Here is a 23,160-nt window from a genome sequence, read left to right as displayed (position 1 = left end):
TGGTAAAAATGTCCCACCTCCTTAGCGAAAAATCTAAAGCAAATTGCTATGATTTGATGCTCGAACATATGATGCAATATAGGATTATTCGTATGGCTAAGGTGTTTTTTTTTGGGGGGGAGGGGGTGGGGCTTTAAGTAGGTTTTATTATTGGACTGCTAATCTCCATAAAGTCAACCCATGTAATGACAAACGCAAGCAGCTTGATAGCAAAGTTCGAGAAATATTTGCTGATAAAAAGGAACATGATGGTGCAGGACTACTCAAAAAGAACTTGAAGAAAATGTAAGCAAGCGCGTTGAAAAAACGGTTGCCGCGAGTATGAAACGCCGAAACGACATCATTAAGGCAGGAAGTACGTAGCCGTTATTATCGACCTATACTTATAGCAAGTAGTTGGCTGATCAATGAGTATCAGAATGACCGCAACTTTGGTCTATGATGAAACACGCCTTGGGGCACTTTCAAGCTAGAAAGTGCCACGGGTAAAAATTCAACCAATGAATACTCTGGACAAAGGTGAGTAAGCAGAGGTCTATCTTACTTAAATGGGAAGTGCTCTTCTTCATACGCTTCAACCCAAGTTATTAGCTTTTCAAGCTCATTACCTTCGGGTGTTCCGGGGGAAGCCACATCAAACAAGAATTCAATTCTCTTCAAAGCAGCTTTATAGTCGCGTCCTGACTGTTTTTGTCTCAACTCAGTCGATGAAACAGTTGCAAGTTCATCAACATGGGAGGTATCAAGTGTAGCCCCCTCTAGCAGCTCTTTTTCTGATAATTTTTTCTTGCTCATAAGTCGCTTCTCGATTCAAAAAATAGCATTAGATCACTTATAGCATAATGAGGATTAGCCGTAATGTAGAACGTATTTAGAAACCCATCATGGAGTGTGAATTAGCTAGTTATCTTCCTCGTAAAGCAATATTCAAATTAGCTTTCACCTCACATCGCAACCTGCGCATCGCAACTTGCGATGTGGCTATTCATATAAGAATACGGGGAGGTAAAGAGAATAATTAGCCTCCAAAAATAACCTGTAAATCAAACGTCTGCATGATACACAAGTGCTGAAGGCGAACCGGTATTGTTCTCACTAACTTTAAAATAAAAAAACCATCAAGCATAAACTTGATGGTTTAGATTCTTAGCTGCTTGTTCAGCAGGTTGGTTGCTTTCTTCCTGGCCTATTCTTAGCTGCCTATTCGGCAGGACACCACTTTCGGATTTACATTCGAAATAACCATCTTTCTTAGCTGCCTATTCGACAGGACACTGTAGAATATAGTCTCTAACCATCTGATTCTGCATGCTTAAAGTCACAATTCATCAAAATACCCTTTTTCTTCTTACTTCTGTAAGCCCTTGTTTTTACTTCTCTAAAAAAGAGCTTTAGAAAATGGGTTTAAAAACGTAACTCAGGTACCGTCCCTTTTCTTTCTTGATTGGTGGCTAAGCCATAGCTGTTAAAGTTTGCTGCAGTGTGCTCACTAACGAGCTCCTTTTGCACAAACAAAATATAATCTTCTCCAGATGAACCGCTGGAGATTGGTATTCGATGAAAACTATCGATGACTCGCTCTTCATTAGTGGCTGGTAACAATGGTTCAATAACAGATAGTTCGGCTCTCGCCATGCTACGTTTGATTCGACGTTTCTTGGAGCCCAGAAAACTTTTCCCGATCGTTTGGTTACGGGTAAACCTCACCTCTACCGCAGTGTCAGGCACCTCACAAACACTAGAAATCTCAAACAAACCTTCATTTACCATCACAGAGAAATAGGGCTGAAAAGAGAGTCCAACCATCATCTCTTTATCTTCGGCAACAAAAGCTATGGTTTGACCAACCGTAACATCACTCCAGTCGGGAAAGCTCACACCTATTTTATTCATGGCTTGTCGATTATTGACCATAAACAAGTGCATTTGGGATATACACCGTCCTGCCAATAATTCATGGTCTGCTTGTACAGGTATGTAACGTATTAAGAAATAGTAACGCTTAGTCATATCTATCCCTTACTTCGCTTTAGAACAATTGAATAGGCCGCCTTTGATCAAGACAGACATGATGAAGTGCACATCATTTGGGATGACTTGAGAAGCTGTCATACTTCCAATCCAGTTCTCTGTATTTCTGAGCAGTTGATAGAAGTCATTTCCATGGGACACGTGTCGCCTTGCTATAACGTATTCTCGATCTGCCCCATATTCGTTCACTCTTAATGGTTTATCTGCGTTTTGATGCCACCAATCGTCAATCGATTGCAACGCAGCACCAATTTTTTGACCATGAAAAGCAACAGTTTCCTTTCCGTTCAAGAATTCTACGGTAGCTAACTGCTTAGTAGGAACACCATCTTCTCGGCTATCTAAAAACTCTTGGCTTGGGTAAACCTCATCTCCCCAACCAACTCCAATTTTAGCTTTTACATCCATATAGAAATATTCGGTTGGGTCAGATAGCGCTCGCATCAAATAGGCTGTGAGCTTTTCTAGGCATTCTGCTGAAGCCTCATCCCAATGACCATACCAAGAAAGCTTTGTTGCGTTTTCTACAATCAAGGTTTGCGAATCACTGGTGGTCACTTCTATCGACAGGTTTCGACACTCTCTGTTGCGCCAAAGCCAACGGCCAAGCAGTATATTCTTTGCGTATCGATGAGCGAGCTCCTGATACCCATTGAGCTCTTTATAAGTATTAGCCAGTAACGAAAGTTTACTGCGCACTTCATCGTCACTACAGATATCTGGGGTTAGAGAATTGGCTCGAATTCGAAGGGGGAATGCACAATAGATATCATCGACACCTGGCTTTACATAACACTCTTCGATGAACTGAGGATTGGAGTGAGCTAAATCTTGTGGAGCAACATTCTTTTTTACGAACTTGCCCCCTTTAAATGCTTCTGCATAACCACCTTTTGGTGCGCGCAACCTAGTTCTATCAATTTCAAGGGGACACATCTCACCACTTTTAGATAGATAGTAGAAATATGCTTTGCCAGCAGAGAGTGATCGAACGTAGTTTAGCTGAGTGCAAAGTTCCATAAACGATTAATCCCTATAGTTTTTTATAAGAATAGTTTCACTACTGCATTCTATCGACCAAAAGGCGTGGTTCAAAAAGTGATCTCTTCCACTAAAACGTACTTCTATCGGGTTTACTCGCTTAGCAAGCCCTATCGCATTCTCTGCGTAAGCGTGACAACTGGTGATTGAGTTGCACCGTTTAGTTGGATGCTCTAACAAATGGTAGCCGATGGAAACTAACAAATTATCAGCGTCTTTAGTAATAAAACGCTCTAGTTCATCAAAATCACTCGGCTGGTTTTCACCTGGATATAACCATCGCCCATATGCTGGTAACCCTTTTATGACATGGAAAAGCTCACTCCTGCTGGTAAACGTCTTAAGCCACTCAACCTGTGTCGAGAGCTGTGGTTGGTATAATGCCCCTCCGGCGAAAGCAACGGGAAGTGCCGTTTTAAGCGCGGTCTTAAAATCTGAAATTCGGCTGTCACTGTGGACTCTGATAACTAAGTCTATTTCTAGGTCCGCCAATCGTTCACTACGAATAGTTGGTCGCTTCGCGTTAGAAACCGTTCGTGCTTTGGCGACTGAGTTGGGCTCGGTAAGCTTCGCTGTCGGTTGAATGTTCTCGCTTCGAACATAAAAAGAGAAACTCGAAAACTCAAACGGGGAATCACAATTAACTAGCTTATTAAACTCTCTTTGATAATGGTGCATGAACCCCCAAATAGCCGTCAAAGAAGGAGCACCACACAGGTATGGGCTACTCATTGCGACCGCATCTTGCACTCTCATTGATGACAAATAGATATACTGCTCACCCGTTACCTTATCTTCATTGCCATTTGGTTTACTAAGTTGTTCAAGTACCCATACAATTTGGGCTTTGGCGACCTGCATAAGCTTAGGATGATAGGCAAACTTTGCGGCATACCTATTATTCTGAAACGTGAGATGCAAGCGACGGTTAAATTCACTAGCTAAAGAGCCTAGACCCGATTCTGGTCGCACCAAAAAGGCTTGAGCTAAAGTGTCATCATGTTCCAATTGCTGTTGATTAAGATCAGCATCAACGATATCTCTTAATTCAATTAATGGCAGCATCCACAACGCAATCTGTTTCCGTAAGATCTTACTTCTAACCTTACGAGCGCTCTCTCTTTGCTTCTGTGTTTTTGATGGTTCTGATCCAATTAAGTGATTTAACACCTGACAAATTTTGGCGTTAGTTACCTGATAGTCATCAAAGTAGCGGCCACTCTTTTTGCGACTTTCAGGTAACGTCCCACCCTGTGCCGGTTTAACGTCTAGCGGATAGTTTAGGACTTTCATATGCCCACCTAAACTGCCACACAGATTCCCGATACTTGCCGAGTTTGGCAGCGATGAAGACACAAAGCTGAGCTTACTTTCTCGACTTCTCGATCTCACCTCTAACTCACTTTGGATGGCATGACTGACCACTGGCGTGACTGAAACATAATCATCCCCCCATGGAAACCGTAATTGCTTGCTGTAAGTGCTAACACTGTCAGGGAAGCTATTTTCAGGTAGCTGTTCTGCCATTGTGTTTTGTAAGCGAGCAAGTGACTTAGTGCCTAAACCAAACTCTTTAAGTAATTCGAGCCAAATTGGGTTTTCTTGCTGAATAAGAGAAAGAATACATACAGGCTGTGATTGCCAACAAAAAGGATTCAATAACCATAATATGTGGCGATACACTGCAGAGTTATGCGACCACCCTAAGCGTTGCTCTAATACTGTGCTTGAGATAAACGCCTCGGTTGTCGCAAGAGGTTGTGCAATTATCCGCTGATCTTTAACTCGGCAGTCTGGAAACTTGAGATTATGAGTGTGGAACCATTTGATTTCATCAAGTGACGCCTCTAGGTTCTCAGCCGCTTTTAAATACCTTTTAGCACGGGCTACATCCAACCAATCCGAGCATCTATCCGCTTGATGGCTTGAACTGAGATTGAGCAAAATCGTTAACGCTTCTTTTTCACACCCTTCAACACACACATCTTCCGTATAGGGCATGAACATCTTCTTTAGCGTAGCGTGCTTTACTGCTTCGTCTTCAATTGTTAATAAGTCACTTAATTTCGTCATAATTACCACTCAGGTAGATACACACTTAAACCATCACTTTCAGAGCTCATTCGAGTCAACTTTGTTTCGATGACACTTCTCAGAGTAAACGCTGATTCATGACTCGCAATCTTTGTATGCATTCTTGGCCTGATCGCGGCTTTGATCTCACCAAACTCATACAACCGATACACTTCATCCGTTGTACAAGAGAGCAATGTAGAAGCTTCTAAGGGGCTGAGCAGTACATCACCGATATTTCCTTTCGCGCTTGAAGATACTGTTGCCATTAGCTGTGTAAAGTAAGCTAACACCTGTGCAAGCACGATATTGTGACTCAACTGCCGACTGGGTAACTGGCGACAATCTTTAAGCAGAGCACCAAAGGCTTCATTGAAAAACACCTTCTTCCAATCTTTTACTCGGACGAGCTCTGCCTTTTCTTTCAAAACATCGAGGTCTTGCCACAATGACGTTGGCCAAGCGTCACAGTATTCGATGAATGATTCGAAACTGAAGTCATCGATATTGCCATAACGATTTACATACCAAAGTAAAAAGCCATAGCGCTCAGATAACGTCATTTCTCCTTTTAGTAATCCCAAGGGTTTTGAATCATTCCCTGACAACCATTGAGCAACTAATACCTCAGCCTCTGGCGCATCTTTGACTGGCGAGTTTCGGAGTCCAAAACCACACTCACATTGGCTAATACCTTCGGTACTTTGATATTCAAGTCTCAACTTACACTCAGGACAGTGATGAACCAGTTTACAGCCATGATGCTCACAAGCTTGGTGAGAGATAAATTGCCACTGCTGGCGAATGTAGGGAGCTTCACCAATACACAGAGGGCAAATAGGCGTGAAGCGTTTGCGAAGAAAAGCATAAGGGTAGTCAACACCAAATCTATGAACAGCTTTGTATTGCGGAGAGAATTGAGCTTTTGAATGTGATAACGCTAGACGCAGTACACCAAAGTTGTTGAGCTTTAATTGGTTCTCAAGGTGGATAAGCACACGCACCCGCATTTGGCTTGTGGTTTGAGCGTGGTAGATATTGACTCGTTCTAGCTCTAAGGGGAAAACACCGGCAATCGCCTCATGCTGATCCATGGTGTCGAACCAGATATCTTCGGCGAAATGAGAAAATCGCTCGTAACCTTGCTCTTGCGATAAACGCAACAAGAAGCTTTCGAGCGATTCGTCAGGGTAAAGTTGAATGTCCGTTTTCACATGCCACCACCAAACTTAGAATTTCTAAGTTTTAGTATCGGAGATATTTCATGCATTGCAACCATAGAGGCCAACATATTTTACAAAAACGCCTATAAACTCATTCAAAATACGACAGAATCGCTTGGTTATCACAACTATGATGCGAAAGAGCTAGGAAAATTCTGCCCCATTCCTTCCCAGCTCGAATATCTAGTCAAATCCTTAGACCGTACTTTTGCCTTACCTGTAGGTATTCGATTAAGTGCCTAGTCAAGCTTTTTCAAAATTATGCATCACTTGGCGGTCCAATACTTAACACCTCTAGTTAACCTATTGATTGTTAATTGAACTTTGATTGGAAAGGCTGCATTATAGGGCGACAAAAACGGCCAAAACCCGTATAAAAAGCGTTAGGTTTTTAGTTGGCGAGGAATTAATGGACGATATTGAATCCATATATGAAAACGAGTGTTTAGATTTTGGTTTGATGGAGCAATTAGCGAAGTTAGTTTTAAATAGGCTAACTTCTTGGGCTAACGAAGAAATTTATGCGCCTTTAGGTGGAAAGTTAACGACTAGTACTCCTTTAAAAGAGTCTGTAAACGCTGGTGCAATTGTAAATAGGCTATCACCACTGAACCCTAATGTTGTTATTCATTTTGGGATGATTCAAGAAATCTACCGAGATGCGTTAGTGTTCCCTATCTATTCAGAAAAAATTGCTGAGAGCACTGAAAATTTTAAGAATAAAAATTGGGGTATGTTTAAAGGGGCTAAGTTTAAGTTTGAGGCAGGAGTTCCTACTCTAACATCAAAAGAAATTAGCCCTCTTAGTGCTACTTTTTCAGGTCCTTGGATAGAGGAGTATAAAAAAATAGCTGACGAAAACCCTGAGCTTATGAGCGAAGAAAGGCTGGATGTCATAATCAAGACTCTACCTGCTAGGTTTCTTATGTTCGAACTGATGCTTTCGTGGGTGTTTTTTCATGAACTATCTCACCTTATCCAGTGCCACTATAAATTAAAAGGGGACACATCCGAAAACATTGAGTACTACGAAGTTGTTGGCGATTTCTCGGAGCCGGATTTTAGAGGCCAATCTAGAGAAATTTTAGCTGATATTGAAGGGTTAAACCTTACTGTTCGGTATATGGAGCGTGAGGGTTTCTATGGACCCAATTCCATGTATTTATTACTTTGTTCTATGACTTGTATGTTCAATAGGTTCTGCGGTAACGGATATCTAGATAAATTTCATGAAGTCAAAGGTGTTCATCCTCATCCAGTAATTCGAGATGATTTTATTCATGAGTACTTTTGTTCACTAATGGCAAAGGCTACCCCCTTTGTCTGGGAGCCAAGTGTGCGTGAATCGATTCTACTGGGCTATGGTTACTTGACAATTCGTTCTGCAATGGCAGCCGGACTTTTTTGGGCAAACAGGTATCAAAACTTTGATGGTAAAGAGTATCCATCATATATGTCCTTACAAATGACCACGAAAACAAAGGAAGCGGAGGCATATAAAGCTGAGTTACGGGGTATTACTCATACCCAGTTAGAAGTTATTACAGCTGAACATTTATATAATGCGACAACTACGAAACTGCTGTTTGAGCAGGGGTTCTTTGAAAAAGAAAAAACCTAACAAGCGTTCAAGGCTCAAGATATTTTTTCTAATATCTACGAAACGAGTTAGCGCAGCCCTCTAACTCACTTGTCCAAAACCTTCTTAGGCTGAATTATTACCCGTGGTACTTTCTAACTCGAAAGTGCCTTATTTCGTGCCAGTAACGTTCAACCTCACAAGTCATAGTGGGTGGTTTGAGCTAGTTTTTCTCCTCTGTGTAATGTCTAGTAAACTGGGACATTACGAGTTCGAAGTTTCTATTAAGGTAAGTACGGATGATAGATCGTATTGATCGGCTGTTTTCTAATATCATGTGTCGGGCTTTGCTTCTTTTTATACTGGTAGCCTATGTATATTTCATGATATTTGAGCCATTATTACTTCCACTCAATGGAGAAATAGATCGCTGGAAAAATCTCTTAAACACTTGGGAAATATGGCAATCTTTCAATGCAGCGGTTATTGCTTTCGTAGCCGCCTTATTCGCTATCTATGCAACTCGACAGACCGAGTTACGCCAGGAACGAAGGAAACGAACCATAGCCAAATTGAGACTGAATGGCGCCATTGAAGTGATACAAAACCAATTGTTAAATTACGCCAGTCAACTTCGCATTAGCATTAAAGATCGCACAGAGTTATCGCCATTCGACACATCTCTCATATCAGATCAAATTCAGATTATAAATTTTTTTCTAGAACATGCCCAACCGGAAGATGCTTTAGCGACAGAGCACCTAGAAATCTTAATCCAAGCCATTCTTTACATTAGAAGTAGGAGTATCATGGCTTCCCACTTAGTTGAATGTGATAACGATTATGGTGAAAGCCTTGATGATGGTTGGGTGAATATTCTTGATGATGTTAAACCAAACCTTAGAATGTCTATTCTTCGTATATTAAGATTAACTGCGGCACTAGAGCAATTCTCAATACGCAACGAAACTTACAGCATGAAGTGCTTTAAAGTGTGGAGTAAACGAGGACTTTTATATACCTCAGAACTAGATTTGTTTGATGAAGGTGTAACTCTCTTTGCGATCAAAAATGGTGAAGTTGGGGATTAATTGGAACAGAAACAAGGGAGGCCCTTATTTTTTCCATACTTGAACTAATGCTTCATTCTTCGGTCTCGGAAAATACCCAACACACTTTTGTCCAAAAGTGAGTTTCAAACTTTGTTCAGTGATATCAGCTATTTGATCTCTACCAATAGTTGCTGTCCAGCATCCATATCATCAATTATGTGAATCGAAATTAATTCAACTACCTAAGTATCACTTATTCCTTTTTCAATCTTGTGCTGGATTTCGCTATTCATCACAGAAGTCTCTGGGTTGTTAGAGTCAACATTACCAACCGCTTTCTCGTCATAAATATGAGTTCACATGTCAGCTTAAATGTTATCCAAACTATAATAAGAAAACTAACAAAGCTTCGGCCACTTCAGTAACTGCCCCAAGGACCTCTGAGCCTTCAGTCGCTTCAACTGCAACCTCAGTGGCTTCCGTTGCTACTTCAGTTCCGGTTCCAACAACTGAATCCGAGACTCCATTTACTAGCCCGTCTTGGAGTTGTGATTTTACAGCCTCCTCTACACTTTCTTGAGTAATAGGTGTATTCCCTGATTTTAAAGTTTTGACCGTATCCGTACCCAGAATATTATTCGCTTCCTCTACCAACCTACTTGCTGTCTTGCTTGTTTTAAGTACACGCACCGCTGCATGTTTGCATTCTTTTAGAATTTCATCACGCTCCCTGTTTGTAAGAGGGGTGGAGCCAGTCTGTTTGGCAAGATACAGGGCATTGGACAATGTTTTGATATCGCAGACCCCGTTAGCCATTAATTCGGCTAGCTGATCTTCATTCGGCTCATCTGTTGAAGCGGCTTCTGCTCCCCGTATTATGTCTCCAAGAAAACCAGGTTCGGTAGTATCGACCCCCTTTATAGGAGTTAGTAGATTATAAATTTGAAGTAGGGTTAATGAAGCGCTGTAGCGAATGAGTGATTCCGAAAGTTCGGGCACAGAAGCTCCAATAGAGAACAAGGCCTGTAAAGTGGCTACGAGCTGGTATCCTGCAGACGATGCGGCAACTATTGCTTGATCTAGTATATGTATTAGTCCATCCCCTGTTTCTTCTGTTTTACACAAATCAGGAGCAAAAACAGGAATGAGCGAGGTTGGGAAAGGGGGGAACTTCGTTGGCGGTTCATTTGGATCTGGGTTTCTTCGTTTCGGTGTCCAGTCATCACCTTTGCAGTAACTGATAAAAACCATTTGAGTCGGATCATTTGGGTCTTCGACAGAAGTCAGTATACAAACCTTCAAAGTACTCGGCGGAATAAACTCGGCACATAGCGTGATCTTGATGAGTTCTCCGGGAAAAGGGTATGCTACCTTACTCTCAGCCAGCTCTGCAGAGGCAATCAGGGCAAGGCGACCACAATGAAGTTTCAGTTGGAGTTTTCGAATAGATATATCTAGGAATTCACACCACTTCGGAAATGAATATGACTCCCCTGTATAGAATGAAATGATGGAAGATACATTCATGTCATCGTTCACAAGTTGAGGCCGGATCACAATGTTAGGGTCGCTATGCCCGGAATATTCTTTTCCGACTTCTAAAGCGACTGTCGTTAATATATTACCTGTTTTTACATCGCAGGAAATAATACCGCTTAACTGATCACTGCTTGCGGGGGAATCCGAAATGTCACGCTCAAAAAAGCAGTCGCATACGGTATTAAACTGATCTAGTACATCAGTCACCTTGTACCTCGCCCGTGATTTTTAGCGTGTGCTTGGATACAAAAGGGATTTCAAACTCGATTTCAGTACCGGAGTCATTTTCAGTATCCCCCTCTTTTATAGAAAAAATAACTGCGCCGGTTTCCGGGTGAACGATTTTCAAGCCGGGAGAGTTTTGTGCTGTATCGATCTCTACACTGGCAAGCTCATCTAGGAAGCCAATATCGAATGAAAAGCTGATATTATCCAATTTGAAGCCCTTTTTATCCTATAACTTTTGCTGATTAAGCAGCTGCATTCTCATCTTTTTTGCCTTTTTCATCTTGCTCTGGGGTATTCTTACTTTGACTACTTCCATTATCTTCTTGGGCCTTTACTGCGCCTTTCTTGAGCCCAAGAGAAAAATTCCCTATTTGAAATCCACCTTCTTGTCCAAACATGTTTGGCAATGATGCAGAAATTTCAAAGTTGTTTTCATCTCCATACTCCACAGATAAAACAGGATCTTTACCCTCAGGGGTTAACGAGACTTCTAGTGGATTGTCAGGGCTGGATTTTTCTGGGATCTCAGTCGAAAATTCGTATTTATCATCATTGTACTTTACATCAAACGAAGCTTTTCCACTTATATCACTCATAGTTAATTCCTTTTATTTTAATAAGTTACATAGCGATTCAAGTATTGTTTAATCGAAATATAAAAGTCAAATTTATTAGGTTATTTTATGATATGCAATCGAATTCAGAGTGGTGTGTTGCATTTTATCGATGTAAAATTGAGCTTGGAGTCTAGTTTTGCCCAATTGAATCAGTCTGCAGACAGAAGTAATGTGGTAGTGACTTTAGTAACTAAATCTTCAGCGCTGAGTGTTAAGTATTGTAAGATTATTCAGACTGTAATTATGTGATAGGAAATTAGGGTAATTAGGGTAATTAGCGAATATCAAAACCTAATGGATTTTGTTAATGCCTGAAAGGATAGGGAATAAAAGATGTTGAGAACTTTGAGAAAAGAATACAAAAATATTACTCAGTAATGCCGATGCAACTTAGAAGATTTTTCATTATAGAGGGAAAATATGGCGATCCCGACTACTGCGGAATTATTGAAAATTATTAGTCACTTAGATGAAGATGCAGAAGTAAACAACAAGTCAATTGAAGCACTCTATAATGCATACGAGCGCGGTTTTGATGATGCTAACTGTGGTTATGATGGAGGCTACCATCATAACCATGCGGCGCTCGTTGCGGCCTACCAATTAGGTTTTCAACGTAGCAAAGGTAACTAGAGGGAAAATACATCATGTTTTTTGAGTTCTTTGATTGGAAAGTTAAGGCAGGAATAATTATTACCGTTGCTCTTATGTTAGGTAGCGTAATCAGCTTCATTATTGCGTGGACAGCACCAGTACCAACCGATGCACTATCAGCCGTAACCAAATATCTAAATTATCGTTGGTTTGCTTTCTTTGCTGTCAGCACATTATCTATTGGCGCTGCAACAATGAAGTATCACGATAGAACACTAAAACATTGCTAAGGGAAAATAGATGTTTTTTACTTCTTTGATTGGAAAATCAAGTTAGGGATTATTCTCACTGTAGTTCTTGGCCTAAGTGGTGTCGTTAGCTTCATTATTGCATGGACAGCACCAGTGCCAACCGATGCATTATCAGCTGTCGGTGGACAACTAAGATCGAAACACTGACAATAAAGTTTGCAACTTTTGTGGGAGGGGGTAGCACTGCTCCTGCTGAAACCGATTTTTGGACATAAATGAGCTACAGCTTCTCCTAAATTAGCAATTCATAGATAACTAAAGGTATGGAAAGTCGCTTAACGTAGCGTACAGTATTGATGGTGCAGATCAATCCATCGGGGGAACTAACAATGGAAGTTCCTAGCACTTGGTTTGATGCAGGGGTAAGGGGGAAGGCGTTAAGTGCTCACGAAAGCAGGGTGGGTAAAATCCACCCTGCCAAATACAAGTCACGAGACTCAGCTATACCAACTCTTCTGATGTAACTTTAGTCCAAGACATATCTTTATTCTGAATATACTTTATAGAATCAGTCATTTTGATAGATCCTAAAAGCGCAAATGGGATACATAATTCGTAGGGAAGTGCTTCATTAATGATCAAGTGTATAAAACTTCCTGATTTACTTTCGATGTAGTTATCCAGTTCCCTGTTCGTTCATAACATGCGTAATTAAGACTTTCCGTAGCCATAATTAGGTTAGCAATTGCCCCACAATAGTACTGTTCGACTTCAACAGACTTGAAGTCAGTGTCTACGTTAGATTTTAAAAAATTGATAGTGTAAATTAGGTTATTGTACATATTCGTCAGAGCTTCCCGCTCTCGATTCAGTTTGTTCGTTGAAGTTTTTTCAATATACCACCAAACAAATGAGTTTATATTGCCTGGCTTTTCACAATGACTTAACACCAAGTCTTTAGCGTCTTTCTGTGACATGATGGTTTCAACTGTTTTAGTTGAAATTTCTTTCGCTATGGTTTCAGCTGTCACCTTGGAAAATCCAAATGTCATTAAAAGCCCCAAGCTATTTTTGATAATGTTAACCATTAATGCTTCTTGTTCCTTTATATCTGCCTCAATCCTACCGAAAGACTCTCGGTATATTTGTTGGGCGGCCACAAGTGCATCACTCGAACCGTAACTCAATATCAATGCTCGGTTTAAATTCGTCTTATTATTGAACTCATCATATAGCTGCGCTTGACGTCCGGTAAAATAACTGCGTTCGACATTTCCCTTAAGCTTACGACATAACAAAATCACTCTTGCCTTTTCTTTGTCGTAATTTTCAAACTGCATAATTTGTCCATATTCAATGTTACCCTTTGAGTTATCAATGTCGCTTCCATTATCCTTCCATTTTATTTTTTCTTTCCCAAAATTAAGTCCGATTAAATAAGTATGCTTGATGCTGTTCATAATTCCTCCTTTCACATTAAAGATAAAACTTTAGGTTAACATTCTCCACTATGCAACCTCACGCTTATGTGGTGAGTTCTACTAGCCTAATCTACGTCAAGAAGACGCCTGTGTTGGTCAACTAAATGTGGCCTAGTTGAGTGGCTTCGATATTAGAATTAACCCCAAAAGTTAGAATGCTCTACGGGGCGTAAGTCACTTATGTCCAAAAGTTTGTTTCAAACGTGTCTACTATGTCTGTGATCACCGAGCGGTAATGTTATTGATTATATAGGGCACAAATTATTGGAGCCGAGAGTACCTCAAGCCGCCGCAGTACTACTTGGTCACCCTTGCAGCGGACCCGATTACTGGAGAAGTGCTACAGGCAAAACACTGAAAGAGATTGAAGCGGAATCTATTTAGATAAATGCAGCGATAACTCGCTGTTTAAATTGGCCTAACCTCAGTTCATCAAATACTAAAGTGAACCCTGCATTATTTGAATCCATCATATCTGAAGTTTCTCCCCAACTGAGTAAGCTTGGTTGGGGTCGATTAGATTGAACGCTTTCCGATACAGTGCTTGACGGCAGGCGTATTTCATCAACACCACTCGGTATGTTGTTATCTTGTTTAATGTACATGCAGCTATCAGGAATATCCTGCTCAATTCTTTCAGCAAACCCAATCAAACTTTCTTCGGCAAAGGTATACAACCACGCTTCTTGGTTGGGTGAATCATTGATTCTTAAAATTCGCCCGAGTACTTGCCTGAAGTACAGTTCCGTTTTTACCGAACTCATATGGCAGCAAACCTGCAGCCTTGGAATATCTGTTCCTTCACTTATCATCCCAACACTGACTATCCACTGAACCGTTGAGTGACGAAAAGACTCAATTTCATTTAACGGATTATCATGATGATAAGTCACTAAGCATGCTGATTGATTAAAGTGCTCAACAAGTCGCTTTTGAATGTCTTTAGCGTGCTTAATAGAAGATGCGACCACCAAGCCTCCAGCACTTGGGGACTCTTGCCTTATCTGCGCTAGCTTTTGGCAACCACTATTTAATATGTAATTCATAGCGTCTTCGTTGTGAATGACACTTTGATAAGACACATCTGATTGTTTAAGGCAATCAAGAATAGAGGCGAAATGTTGATTGTCACTGCCAGCCTTAACACTCAGGTGTTCATTATCTATTAAAACGATTTTAGGGCGGCGGCATACTTTATCTTCAACGGCCTGTTGCAAACTGTATTGGTAATCGCAAACAACCTTGCCATCGGGGTCGGAATACTCAGCCATGACAATCGGTAGTCGGTCAGAACGCCAAGGAGTACCCGACAGCGCCAGAGTATAACGAGCAAAGCCTTGGATCTTTGAGACAATTTCTAACCCCCATGAATTTGACCGTCCCTCGTCATCAAACGAACAATGGTGGATCTCATCAAATACGACTAAGACTCGATATTTACTGACTGTGTTCCAGAAGTTCTCATCTAAAAAACGGATGGATTGATAGGTGTAAGAGCCCCCAAGAGAACCCAAACCTCCATTAAAGGAACATTCGAGCTTCCATGAAAAGGTCTTTTGCATCCCTTCAGCAACAGTCAGAGAGGGCGAGAAGCACAGCACTAGGTCAATCATGCCTTGTTCAAATAACCGACCCGCGACCTCGGCGGCCATAACGGTTTTACCCGCTCCAGGAGTCGCTTGGCAGAAGAAGTGTGAATGCTTGTTTGACGTAAATTTCTCGATGGCTAGAGATGCGCACTCGGCTTGCCATGCTCTTAACATTGTGGAGCCTTGCTTTGGGCGACTTGCATCCAGTTGGTTAGTGCATTAATTCGGCCTAATAGCTTGGCTGAGCGCTCTCTTGCCGCATTAAATAGCGGCTGCATATCTTGCTTGTTGTTTGGGAAACGCGTTAACAACGATTGATATTCCTCTATTTCACCTAGAGTAATCGCCAGTTCGCCTTCATGCAGCTTCTTCTCTTGCTCTAGTGCATTTAGAGAGCACTCTGGAGTTTGAACAGCTATTGAATCGACCTTAGCTTTCCTATTTCGAGCCGATCTAGGCTCAATTGTGAGCGCTTTGAATTCGTTAGTTTGATGGTAGCGTTTGTCTCTACGAGCCCCAATAACAGAAAGCCACCCTTTCTCCTCAAATGATAGAAGTTGCTTATAAACATACTTTCGAGCGTCGTCCTTGCTCGGAAAGGTTGAAACACTGTTTAGCAAAGCATCCCTAGCTTCTGTGACGGAGAAGTTATCCATCCCTTTTTCAATCAATAGGTTAAACATGTGATGGTTAATTCTGGTTACTTTCTTCATGTGACTCTTGCACGCAATAAAAACTTAGGATTGCTAAGTATACAAAAATCAGTAAAACTTAGACAATCTAAGTTATCTAAAGGTTGAAAAGAAATGTGTAAGTGCAAAAAGACAACCCCATCCCAGCGAGGCTCAAAGCTGCGCGTAAAAAAGCCAAGATCACCCAAAAAGATTTAGGGGTGAAAATTGGTATGGAGCAGAGTTCTGCTAGCGGTCGTATGAATCATTACGAGAAAGGCAGACATGTACCCGATATTGGTACGCTTGAACGTATGGCTGAGGAGTTAGATGTGCCGCTAAACTACTTTTTCTGTAGGAGCGAATTGAGCGCTGAGTTAGCATGCGCAATTGATAAGATGAGTGATGAAGAGAAGACGGTGTTACTGGAGAACCTAAAGAGCGAGAAGTAATACTTAAGCTCTAAGTCCATTTTTGCTCAATAACATGCTCAACGGAATTGCATCCGTAAATCGTGGAGCTAGTATCTTATCTTCTGAAGTAATGGCATTTAGGTTGTAAGACGATCCAGAGTCAATTTGATGAAGACGAAGCTTCTCTACAGGACAATTAAAAGGATTATCCAAGTAGGGAAACTTAAATGAAAACGTGCGCGACAATAGCGCTTTGTCTATCGTATCGGCATTCTCATTAAAACTCATAAGTAATGCGTCTTTCAAGAAGTGCTTCAACGCTCGGCACTCCCCTTTACACATAACAAACAAAGGATATAACACTTCATTTTTTGTAAGCACTGGCGGTTCATCAAAGCCCATTCTCGCACTCAAACCAGCAACAAATTTAGCAAAGTGCTTTTTTTGCTCCAAGTCAAAATTATAAGATACCGTTCCATTCGAATGGCTTTTAGCTTTCAACAGCTTGAAATAGTTAATCTTTCGTCTCCAACTTAATCGCGAATTCCATTGTGCCTCTGTCGCTATTACATCAGCATACGGCATACCAACCAGCACAAACGAGACTTTTGCTTCTTCACTTATATATTTGAACGTATTAGCAATAGCTTGCCTTTCTTCTGCTGTAGAAAACTCCACAAGCTCTTGAATTTCATTGACGATAATCAGCTCAACAGATTTACGTTTGAGTTGCTTTACAACAGCCTCACCAAGAGCAATTTCATTACGTCGTCGAGTACCTCTTCCCCCAGACTTTCCATCTAAATCGACTAAAAACTGCATAAGCGTGTTCTGTTCATTTATGCGGCTTGGCACTCTGGTGCTAAGAACAGGTTGTTTGCTCCAAGTGCAACTCGACGGAAAGCGTGATAGATAGCTGTTAATCAAAGCCGTCTTTCCACTTCCGGCCTCACCAGTTAACAAGAAAGACTCCGGCTCACCGCCAAGGGAGTGATTAAAACGAAGTTGATCGAAAATGGAGTAGATTTCAGTTATCGCAGGGTGCTCGATAAAGCTGGTTTCAAAGGATCTTAGCTGCTCAAACTGACTAGACGTTAAGTTCAAATTAATACCCCTCAATATCTTCAAAATCATCATCAGATAATTGCTCTGAGACATCGAACACTACCGTGGTTTCTTGTTTTACTGGAGTCGTATTGATTGAGCCTGGTCCGTCTGAGCCCACATCATTAAACTTTGCTAATTTCGAAGTATTGCCCGTTTTAGGCAAGCTAGCCTTATTGCTTTTTGCACCGCGGAATCTATCGGTTTCTTCCTGAATACGTTTCTTCATATACAGAAATGTATCCGCAAGCGCCTCATCATCAGCAAGCTGCTTAGTGTTAAGCCTGCGTACTTTTTGTATGCGCTCATGTTCGAAAAGGGACAGTCCTTTTGTATATCCACTGTTGTCTACCGCTGGAACTTTTATGTACCTCTTTTCCGATTCTAGGTAAACATGGATGTAGCTGATATCTGAAGGGTCTGTTTTGGTCTTAACAAACAGCTTTTTGCCATTGTTAGATGCCCAATATTTACGGTATTCAATAAGTTCGGAGGACTGATAACGTAGGTTATGAAGCCTGATCCCTGCCACTCCAATAGTTCGGTGTCTAAGCAAACCTAGCTCAACTCTCAACTGCTCCTTCTCAGCACCAACGTAGTAGGAGGGAGTCCATTCCGATTGGTTCCACTTGTGGTATGGGATATCACGTTCTCTTGAATCTGGTGCCATGTGGTAATAATCGACAATCCATTTATGAAGTAATTCAAGAAATACAGAAACTCTAACCACCGCATCCTTCTTTGGGTTGTAATCTTGTAGCTGAGTAGGATTGGTGAACGTTTTTCCAGGCAGTGCGTTCACTAACCCTTTGTTCATCTGATCAAACAGCTTTTCGATCCCTGACTTACGCCAAGGTTTAGCGGCTTGGCTGTATTGGATATCAGACACTAGAGGCCGTAACGAATCTTCCAAGCTTTGGCTCCAAAACTCGGCACCATTGTCGACAACTAAACAGTCAATCTTACCGTGGCAAGGCCATGCATTATCAATAGATGGATACCTTCGTTTGACCCAGTTCTTATCTAGTAGCGAGTTCAATAGCGCCTTCCTGACAGAGTCAAAACTAGGCTCTCTAAAGTTGATACTGCACCCAACGATACATTTACTGAAGCGGTCATATAGCATCGTCAGATAGGGGCGTCCCAAAGGAATATCTAGCTCGTCATCAATCAAAATTACTGGGACTGGTGTATGGTCAATTTCGACATATTCCATTGGTTTGGTCGAAACTACTTGCTGACCAACCGAGCGAAATTCTCGGTCTGCGTATCGTTTACCAAACCTTGCAATCGCTACCTCATAAGGAGGTAAGTCGTGTATTCGATTGTAAAAAGAACGTTCGGCAATTGGTTTTATTTTCCCCTCGACAATCCCACGATTTAATTGAATCACTCGACTCTTATAGTATCGATATGCTTCAGCAGCACTTAAGCGTTCACGAGTCAGGTATACGCTGTTAATTGCTTCATCAACTAAAGATTGAGAATCGAACTCTTTTTGTCGATTGCCTTTAAACGTATGCTTAGGAATAAGCGCACATGGGTCTTTACCCGCTTCAAAGTAAGATTTTTTCCAAGTTGCTAAAGTTCGCCAACTCGGGGGAATGAGTTGTAATTCCGATTCCACAAGAGTTAAGAGAGGGTTCAAGTTTTTCTCGGTCCATCCGCCTTTTAAACGCTTCTCTACGAACGCGATGATTTTGATACGACGGATAACTTCTTGCTGTACCTTCGGTGATTGAGAATCAATAGTTGAGGAGATTTCAATAGGTTCATGAATTAGCTCTATTGGAAGCTGCTGAGACTCTCCCTCTGAAGCCTCAAATTCATCAAAGAACCCAAATATGTTGTTAGAGTCCGATGGCATAGTTAACACCAAACGTAGGTTTCGAGGCCAAAGCCAATATTGTTGAGGTCTGTTTTGATTTGCCCCGAAGAGATCCAAGGAAGAGTAGAGATAAGTGTGTCTTGCTCCGATAAACCGAAATACAAAGACACCTCTTGTAGCTGCACCATTTGTTTTCGTTGAATAAACGCCAATACTAGCTTTTGAAACTCAGTCACGGTTCGCAATCCGGAATAACGGTGTAGTAACTTAAAGTTATCTAACGTCGGACCCATTCTAATTTGTTTCTCAGTAACCAAAACTAAGCGTCTGTTGAACTCATTCAACGCAACTCTTTGTTTCTCTTCAAATCTATTCCTGAAATCAGGTTTGAGAATCTGACTAGAGTGTTTTACTTCGAAGAGGGTTGACTGCTCGTTGTGATCTGTTACTAAAAAATCTGGGGTATATCGGCACTTACGATTATTGAATTGATAGTGGAAGCCAAAAGGTTGAGAGGTAAAACTTTTAATGTTTGCGTTATATTCGAGGTGAAAGCAGAAATCGAACTCCAAAATGGAGAGAGTGCGAACAACAGCATCATTCTTCAAGCTCATGAACTTACAGATGTTGTGTACGTAAGATGATTTCTTGGTTTGATCGAACATAGCAAATCACTTTTGTTGTAAACCTACAACAAAAAATAGACTATGAAGACTTATGGTGCAAATATGAAGACTTATGATGCAGAAATGAAGAAAGCCTGCAATTTATGCGAACATATATTGCAGGCTTCATATGGGTGGAAGCCCCAGCCACATCCCGGCACACACGTCGCCTGCTGCGGCTGCTCCCTTCCAGGCCTGACCGAGTTCACAAGTTAGTGTTGCGGGAGGACCAGAGCCTCCATAGATTCTTTTTCTAAGAGGCTTGCCTCAAAGAGTGATTGGATTATTAAGCATCGCAGCAACCATTGCAAGCACAAAGCGACTCTTTTTAAACAAATGTGGTTTAAGTGATTACCCTTTACCCAACACACCGTAAAACTGTCGGATAAAGCATCAGCTTTGTCTTTGTTTCATAACACATTCATTCAAGTCACATGTGCTCGCTTTTATCATTGCAAGCAGAATACCATTCACTTCAGCTAGAGGTCGGCGTCTTCGTTCTCTTCCGTGCGGATGATGTAGTCTGTCATCCATGCGGTGCCCAACAAACATAACCACACCACAAAGACAGGGCTTGGTACCTCAATGCTGGGTGTAATCACTAGTGCGGCAAAACCAACTGTCGGCAATGTCCAACACAATAACTTATTCCAACGGAAGGTTTTCAAGCGAGTGAGGGTTTCCATCGATGCCATGATGCCTGTAACACATAAGGCAACCAAAGCCGCGTAAGGTAAATCGGCCATCCATAATGGAAGAATCAAGCCTAATGACCACCAGCTGTGTCGGCTGGCTGGCTTAAGGTGATTCGCCGCCCACCAAATCATGATGATCGACAAGGTTTGCAGTGTGGTAATCCAAGGTGCGCCATCAAGCTTACCCGCGGATTGAGTCACCATGATCCCGACTTGTAGGGTCGCGACAATTAATCCCGAAATAATAACAACCGACAAGCTACTGCGTTTTGAAAAGACCACCATCAATAATGGGAATAGCACCCACGCACTAACAGAGAGCGTGATGGGTTGTAGGGGCAGCGTTAAACCGTAAGTCGTCATGGAAACCAACAGAACTAATCCTGCAATTCCGCCCTGCGGTAATATCCATAATGCAGGGATGACCATTGCAAGCACTGGGATATCTCCCTCACTTAAACTGATTGCTCTCGCACAAACAACGGCTAATAATGTGGTTATCAAGAACTGAAACGTTGAAAATACCATAGCCCTCTCCTTCTACCGATCCGTGGTATTAATGAACTAGGAATTTTTAGTATGGACCAATTTTTGCCCCAAATCTTTGCAGTGATTCACCAAATTCCATATGGAAAAGTAACAACTTATGGAGACATAGCACGTTTTTCAGGTTTTCCGGGTTATGCACGACATGTCGGTAAAGCATTAGGTAACTTACCAGAAGGTAGCAAACTGCCTTGGTATAGGGTGATCAATAGTAAGGGGGAGATATCTTTGAAAGGTGATTCGTTTGATCGCCAGAAGAAGCATCTGGTCGAAGAAGGGATTGAAGTGAGTGATGCAGGAAGGGTTAAACTCAGAATATACAAATGGCAGCCCTAGAGCTGCCATTAATCACCTAGTTAGCGAGTAGACGGATTAGCTAATCAACTAACCAACTAACCAACTAACCAAGATGCCTTAATATTGGCATCCATTTCTAATTAACGAACACCAACCAAGCGTAGGTCTGCTTGTTGCGTGTTTTCTACGTCGGTAATCACTGACTTAATCGTGTCTGTTGTGAAACGTAGTTTGCCGTCAACATGAATCGTTGCGCGCATGTTGTAACGGTGGTTTGGTTGAATCTTGTTGTTATCGTAGCTCAACTCGAATGCGAACGGGACTTGCTTACCATCAGTAGTGAATTCTTGAGTCGCGATAACGGTCGATGGTGCGTCAGCCAGTGAAATATCTTCTAGCGTTACGGTAACCACTGCATTCTCGGGCAATGCAATTCTTTCGCGATAGCTTACTGTTCCTGAAATCACTTGAGCGTTCTCTGCAACCACTTCCTGAGAAGTCTTCGTTTCTGATGTTGCTTGGCAACCAACAAGTAGGCCAAACGATACTAAAGACGTAATAAGAATTAGAGCCTTTTTCATATTCAATTTCTCTCAACATGTTTGCCGGACTCGGCAAATCTACCCACCAATTATAAGAGAGCTTTCATATTCTGTCTTGAAACCCTATGATTTATTGACAGATATCTGACTAAGCTAAATGATTAGCACCATAATCTGACACCCATTTTACGAAGAGGAATGCTGGCGATGAGTCAACCTTTACAAGAATTACTAAGTTTACTTCAGCTAGAGAAACTGGAAGAAGGTTTATTCCGTGGGCAAAGTGAGAACCTTGGCCTGCCACAGGTATACGGCGGTCAGGTATTGGGGCAAGCGCTTTCCGCTGCCCGTTATACTGTTCAAGACGACCGCAGTGTTCACTCGTTCCACAGTTATTTTCTATTCCCCGGCGATCCTGAAAAGCCAATCATTTACGATGTTGAGAACCTAAGAGATGGACGCAGCTTCAGCACGCGCCGTGTTAAAGCGATTCAAAATGGCCGCCCTATTTTCTACCTCACGGCTTCTTACCATGGTGATGCACCAGGTTTTGAACACCAAAATGAAATGCCAAACATCCCTGGGCCAGAAAATTTTGCCTCTGAAACTGAGCTAGCGAGTCATATTGCTGAGTTCTTACCAGAGAAACTGCGTAAGACTTTCTGTGGCGAAAAGCCGATCGAGATGCGCCCTGTTACTGTCGTTAATCCGCTGAAGCCTAAAAAGGCCGAAGCAAAGCAGTATCTTTGGGTGAGAGCGAATGGTGCGTTGCCAGATAACCAACTCATTCACCAATACCTGCTTGCTTACGCATCGGATTGGGGATTCTTGGTTACGGCACTGCACCCACATGAAGTTTCAATCATGACGCCAAACTTCCAAGTGGCGACGATTGACCACTCGATCTGGTTCCACCGCCCATTCAAGATGGATGAATGGCTGCTTTATGCGATTGAAAGCCCAACGGCAGCGAACACTCGCGGCCTAGTTCGTGGCGAGATCTTCAATCAAAAAGGTGAGCTAGTAGCGACAGCCGTTCAAGAAGGTGTGATGCGCTTTACTAAGTAATGAGTCGACGCTTTTTACAAACACAACACATGC

At 41.8% G+C, this 23,160-nt stretch carries 23 protein-coding genes and 1 other RNA gene; 7 read left to right on the top strand and 17 right to left on the bottom strand.

Features of this window, described 5'->3' with window-relative positions:
• Positions 1-540: 540 nt before the first annotated feature.
• From QUF19_RS04905 to QUF19_RS04885, 5 genes are all read right to left on the bottom strand, one after another.
• Positions 541-795: a hypothetical protein gene (locus tag QUF19_RS04905; protein WP_286296843.1), complete on the bottom strand. Its 255-nt coding sequence runs from the start codon at positions 793-795 to the stop codon at positions 541-543.
• Between the two features lie 609 nt (positions 796-1,404).
• The gene (gene cas6f / locus QUF19_RS04900) at positions 1,405-2,010 is read right to left on the bottom strand and encodes a type I-F CRISPR-associated endoribonuclease Cas6/Csy4 (RefSeq protein WP_286296841.1); all 606 of its coding nucleotides are present in this window, start codon (positions 2,008-2,010) and stop codon (positions 1,405-1,407) included.
• Positions 2,011-2,019: 9 nt separating this feature from the next.
• Positions 2,020-3,051, bottom strand: coding sequence for a type I-F CRISPR-associated protein Csy3 (gene csy3, locus QUF19_RS04895; RefSeq protein WP_286296840.1), 1,032 nt, complete (start codon positions 3,049-3,051; stop codon positions 2,020-2,022).
• Between the two features lie 6 nt (positions 3,052-3,057).
• Positions 3,058-5,145: a type I-F CRISPR-associated protein Csy2 gene (locus QUF19_RS04890; protein WP_286296837.1), complete on the bottom strand. Its 2,088-nt coding sequence runs from the start codon at positions 5,143-5,145 to the stop codon at positions 3,058-3,060.
• A 2-nt stretch (positions 5,146-5,147) separates the two neighbouring features.
• Positions 5,148-6,359 carry a TniQ family protein gene (locus QUF19_RS04885; RefSeq protein WP_286296835.1) on the bottom strand — a complete coding sequence of 404 codons (1,212 nt, stop codon included), beginning with the start codon at positions 6,357-6,359 and terminating at the stop codon, positions 5,148-5,150.
• A gap of 418 nt (positions 6,360-6,777) precedes the next feature.
• Between QUF19_RS04885 and QUF19_RS04880 the strand changes: the two genes are divergently transcribed.
• Both QUF19_RS04880 and QUF19_RS04875 read left to right on the top strand, forming a co-directional pair.
• Positions 6,778-7,989, top strand: coding sequence for a hypothetical protein (locus QUF19_RS04880; protein ID WP_286296834.1), 1,212 nt, complete (start codon positions 6,778-6,780; stop codon positions 7,987-7,989).
• A 257-nt stretch (positions 7,990-8,246) separates the two neighbouring features.
• A complete protein-coding gene (locus tag QUF19_RS04875; RefSeq protein ID WP_286296832.1) occupies positions 8,247-9,038 on the top strand; it encodes a hypothetical protein in 792 nt (263 codons plus the stop codon).
• A gap of 345 nt (positions 9,039-9,383) precedes the next feature.
• Here the strand turns inward: QUF19_RS04875 and QUF19_RS04870 are convergent, their stop codons facing one another.
• From QUF19_RS04870 to QUF19_RS04860, 3 genes are read right to left on the bottom strand one after another with little or no spacing between them, the layout of a single operon-like run.
• Positions 9,384-10,745 carry a hypothetical protein gene (locus tag QUF19_RS04870; protein WP_286296830.1) on the bottom strand — a complete coding sequence of 454 codons (1,362 nt, stop codon included), beginning with the start codon at positions 10,743-10,745 and terminating at the stop codon, positions 9,384-9,386.
• Positions 10,738-10,974 (bottom strand): hypothetical protein, encoded by a 237-nt coding sequence (locus QUF19_RS04865; protein ID WP_286296827.1) that lies wholly within the window; start codon positions 10,972-10,974, stop codon positions 10,738-10,740. Before QUF19_RS04865 ends, QUF19_RS04870 begins: the two co-directional genes overlap by 8 nt.
• 34 nt (positions 10,975-11,008) lie before the next feature.
• Positions 11,009-11,362, bottom strand: coding sequence for a hypothetical protein (locus QUF19_RS04860; RefSeq protein ID WP_286296824.1), 354 nt, complete (start codon positions 11,360-11,362; stop codon positions 11,009-11,011).
• A 441-nt stretch (positions 11,363-11,803) separates the two neighbouring features.
• On the opposite strand from QUF19_RS04860, the gene QUF19_RS04855 reads away from it, so the two are divergent.
• On the top strand, positions 11,804-12,016 hold the full coding sequence (locus tag QUF19_RS04855) for a hypothetical protein (protein ID WP_286296822.1): 213 nt from the start codon (positions 11,804-11,806) through the stop codon (positions 12,014-12,016).
• 14 nt (positions 12,017-12,030) lie between these two features.
• On the top strand, positions 12,031-12,267 hold the full coding sequence (locus QUF19_RS04850) for a hypothetical protein (protein WP_286296820.1): 237 nt from the start codon (positions 12,031-12,033) through the stop codon (positions 12,265-12,267).
• 599 nt (positions 12,268-12,866) lie between these two features.
• Here the strand turns inward: QUF19_RS04850 and QUF19_RS04845 are convergent.
• From QUF19_RS04845 to QUF19_RS04835, 3 genes are all read right to left on the bottom strand, one after another.
• Entirely contained in the window at positions 12,867-13,688 is an 822-nt protein-coding gene (locus tag QUF19_RS04845; protein WP_286296816.1) for a hypothetical protein, read from the bottom strand.
• Positions 13,689-14,089: 401 nt separating this feature from the next.
• Entirely contained in the window at positions 14,090-15,472 is a 1,383-nt protein-coding gene (locus QUF19_RS04840) for a DEAD/DEAH box helicase (RefSeq protein WP_286296814.1), read from the bottom strand.
• A complete protein-coding gene (locus tag QUF19_RS04835) occupies positions 15,466-16,011 on the bottom strand; it encodes a VspR family transcription factor (RefSeq protein ID WP_286296811.1) in 546 nt (181 codons plus the stop codon). Before QUF19_RS04835 ends, QUF19_RS04840 begins: the two co-directional genes overlap by 7 nt.
• A gap of 101 nt (positions 16,012-16,112) precedes the next feature.
• On the opposite strand from QUF19_RS04835, the gene QUF19_RS04830 reads away from it, so the two are divergent.
• Positions 16,113-16,421, top strand: coding sequence for a helix-turn-helix domain-containing protein (locus QUF19_RS04830; protein WP_286296807.1), 309 nt, complete (start codon positions 16,113-16,115; stop codon positions 16,419-16,421).
• Between the two features lie 3 nt (positions 16,422-16,424).
• On the opposite strand, the gene QUF19_RS04825 is transcribed toward QUF19_RS04830, so the two are convergent.
• The 5 genes from QUF19_RS04825 to QUF19_RS04805 all read right to left on the bottom strand — a co-directional run bounded on the left by QUF19_RS04825 (position 16,425) and on the right by QUF19_RS04805 (position 21,202).
• A complete protein-coding gene (locus QUF19_RS04825) occupies positions 16,425-17,519 on the bottom strand; it encodes a TniB family NTP-binding protein (RefSeq protein ID WP_286296806.1) in 1,095 nt (364 codons plus the stop codon).
• The gene (locus QUF19_RS04820) at positions 17,488-19,353 is read right to left on the bottom strand and encodes a Mu transposase C-terminal domain-containing protein (protein ID WP_286296804.1); all 1,866 of its coding nucleotides are present in this window, start codon (positions 19,351-19,353) and stop codon (positions 17,488-17,490) included. Before QUF19_RS04820 ends, QUF19_RS04825 begins: the two co-directional genes overlap by 32 nt.
• A 2-nt stretch (positions 19,354-19,355) precedes the next feature.
• Positions 19,356-19,979, bottom strand: coding sequence for a Tn7 transposase TnsA N-terminal domain-containing protein (locus QUF19_RS04815; protein WP_239929125.1), 624 nt, complete (start codon positions 19,977-19,979; stop codon positions 19,356-19,358).
• Positions 19,980-20,117: 138 nt separating this feature from the next.
• Positions 20,118-20,214: signal recognition particle sRNA small type (gene ffs, locus QUF19_RS04810), an RNA gene on the bottom strand.
• Between the two features lie 244 nt (positions 20,215-20,458).
• Positions 20,459-21,202, bottom strand: a complete 744-nt coding sequence (locus QUF19_RS04805) for a VP0952 family biofilm-associated protein (protein WP_017110050.1) — start codon at positions 21,200-21,202, stop codon at positions 20,459-20,461.
• 51 nt (positions 21,203-21,253) lie between these two features.
• Between QUF19_RS04805 and QUF19_RS04800 the strand changes: the two genes are divergently transcribed.
• Complete coding sequence (locus tag QUF19_RS04800) at positions 21,254-21,556, top strand: MGMT family protein (protein WP_102266343.1); 303 nt, start codon at positions 21,254-21,256, stop codon at positions 21,554-21,556.
• Between the two features lie 101 nt (positions 21,557-21,657).
• Here QUF19_RS04800 and QUF19_RS04795 read toward each other — a convergent pair whose 3' ends face one another.
• Positions 21,658-22,098, bottom strand: a complete 441-nt coding sequence (locus QUF19_RS04795; protein WP_102266342.1) for a YbaY family lipoprotein — start codon at positions 22,096-22,098, stop codon at positions 21,658-21,660.
• A gap of 168 nt (positions 22,099-22,266) precedes the next feature.
• Between QUF19_RS04795 and tesB the strand changes: the two genes are divergently transcribed.
• Positions 22,267-23,127 carry an acyl-CoA thioesterase II gene (gene tesB / locus QUF19_RS04790; protein ID WP_192890227.1) on the top strand — a complete coding sequence of 287 codons (861 nt, stop codon included), beginning with the start codon at positions 22,267-22,269 and terminating at the stop codon, positions 23,125-23,127.
• Positions 23,128-23,160: the final 33 nt, after the last annotated feature.

This window comes from Vibrio sp. FE10, assembly GCF_030297155.1.
Taxonomy (GTDB): domain Bacteria; phylum Pseudomonadota; class Gammaproteobacteria; order Enterobacterales; family Vibrionaceae; genus Vibrio; species Vibrio apostichopi.
The sequence above is the reverse complement of the archived record's forward strand: the minus strand, read 5'-3'. Positions and strand labels throughout refer to the sequence as shown.

Bases quoted from the DNA above. Each gene is read 5' to 3' on its own strand.
- QUF19_RS04905 (WP_286296843.1), bottom strand. From the start codon at position 795: ATGAGCAAGAAAAAATTATCAGAAAAAGAGCTGCTAGAGGGGGCTACA.
- cas6f (WP_286296841.1), bottom strand. From the start codon at position 2,010: ATGACTAAGCGTTACTATTTCTTAATACGTTACATACCTGTACAAGCA.
- csy3 (WP_286296840.1), bottom strand. From the start codon at position 3,051: ATGGAACTTTGCACTCAGCTAAACTACGTTCGATCACTCTCTGCTGGC.
- QUF19_RS04890 (WP_286296837.1), bottom strand. From the start codon at position 5,145: ATGACGAAATTAAGTGACTTATTAACAATTGAAGACGAAGCAGTAAAG.
- QUF19_RS04880 (WP_286296834.1), top strand. From the start codon at position 6,778: ATGGACGATATTGAATCCATATATGAAAACGAGTGTTTAGATTTTGGT.
- QUF19_RS04875 (WP_286296832.1), top strand. From the start codon at position 8,247: ATGATAGATCGTATTGATCGGCTGTTTTCTAATATCATGTGTCGGGCT.
- QUF19_RS04860 (WP_286296824.1), bottom strand. From the start codon at position 11,362: ATGAGTGATATAAGTGGAAAAGCTTCGTTTGATGTAAAGTACAATGAT.
- QUF19_RS04855 (WP_286296822.1), top strand. From the start codon at position 11,804: ATGGCGATCCCGACTACTGCGGAATTATTGAAAATTATTAGTCACTTA.
- QUF19_RS04850 (WP_286296820.1), top strand. From the start codon at position 12,031: ATGTTTTTTGAGTTCTTTGATTGGAAAGTTAAGGCAGGAATAATTATT.
- QUF19_RS04845 (WP_286296816.1), bottom strand. From the start codon at position 13,688: ATGAACAGCATCAAGCATACTTATTTAATCGGACTTAATTTTGGGAAA.
- QUF19_RS04840 (WP_286296814.1), bottom strand. From the start codon at position 15,472: ATGTTAAGAGCATGGCAAGCCGAGTGCGCATCTCTAGCCATCGAGAAA.
- QUF19_RS04835 (WP_286296811.1), bottom strand. From the start codon at position 16,011: ATGAAGAAAGTAACCAGAATTAACCATCACATGTTTAACCTATTGATT.
- QUF19_RS04825 (WP_286296806.1), bottom strand. From the start codon at position 17,519: ATGATGATTTTGAAGATATTGAGGGGTATTAATTTGAACTTAACGTCT.
- QUF19_RS04820 (WP_286296804.1), bottom strand. From the start codon at position 19,353: ATGCCATCGGACTCTAACAACATATTTGGGTTCTTTGATGAATTTGAG.
- QUF19_RS04815 (WP_239929125.1), bottom strand. From the start codon at position 19,979: ATGTTCGATCAAACCAAGAAATCATCTTACGTACACAACATCTGTAAG.
- QUF19_RS04805 (WP_017110050.1), bottom strand. From the start codon at position 21,202: ATGGTATTTTCAACGTTTCAGTTCTTGATAACCACATTATTAGCCGTT.
- QUF19_RS04800 (WP_102266343.1), top strand. From the start codon at position 21,254: ATGGACCAATTTTTGCCCCAAATCTTTGCAGTGATTCACCAAATTCCA.
- QUF19_RS04795 (WP_102266342.1), bottom strand. From the start codon at position 22,098: ATGAAAAAGGCTCTAATTCTTATTACGTCTTTAGTATCGTTTGGCCTA.
- tesB (WP_192890227.1), top strand. From the start codon at position 22,267: ATGAGTCAACCTTTACAAGAATTACTAAGTTTACTTCAGCTAGAGAAA.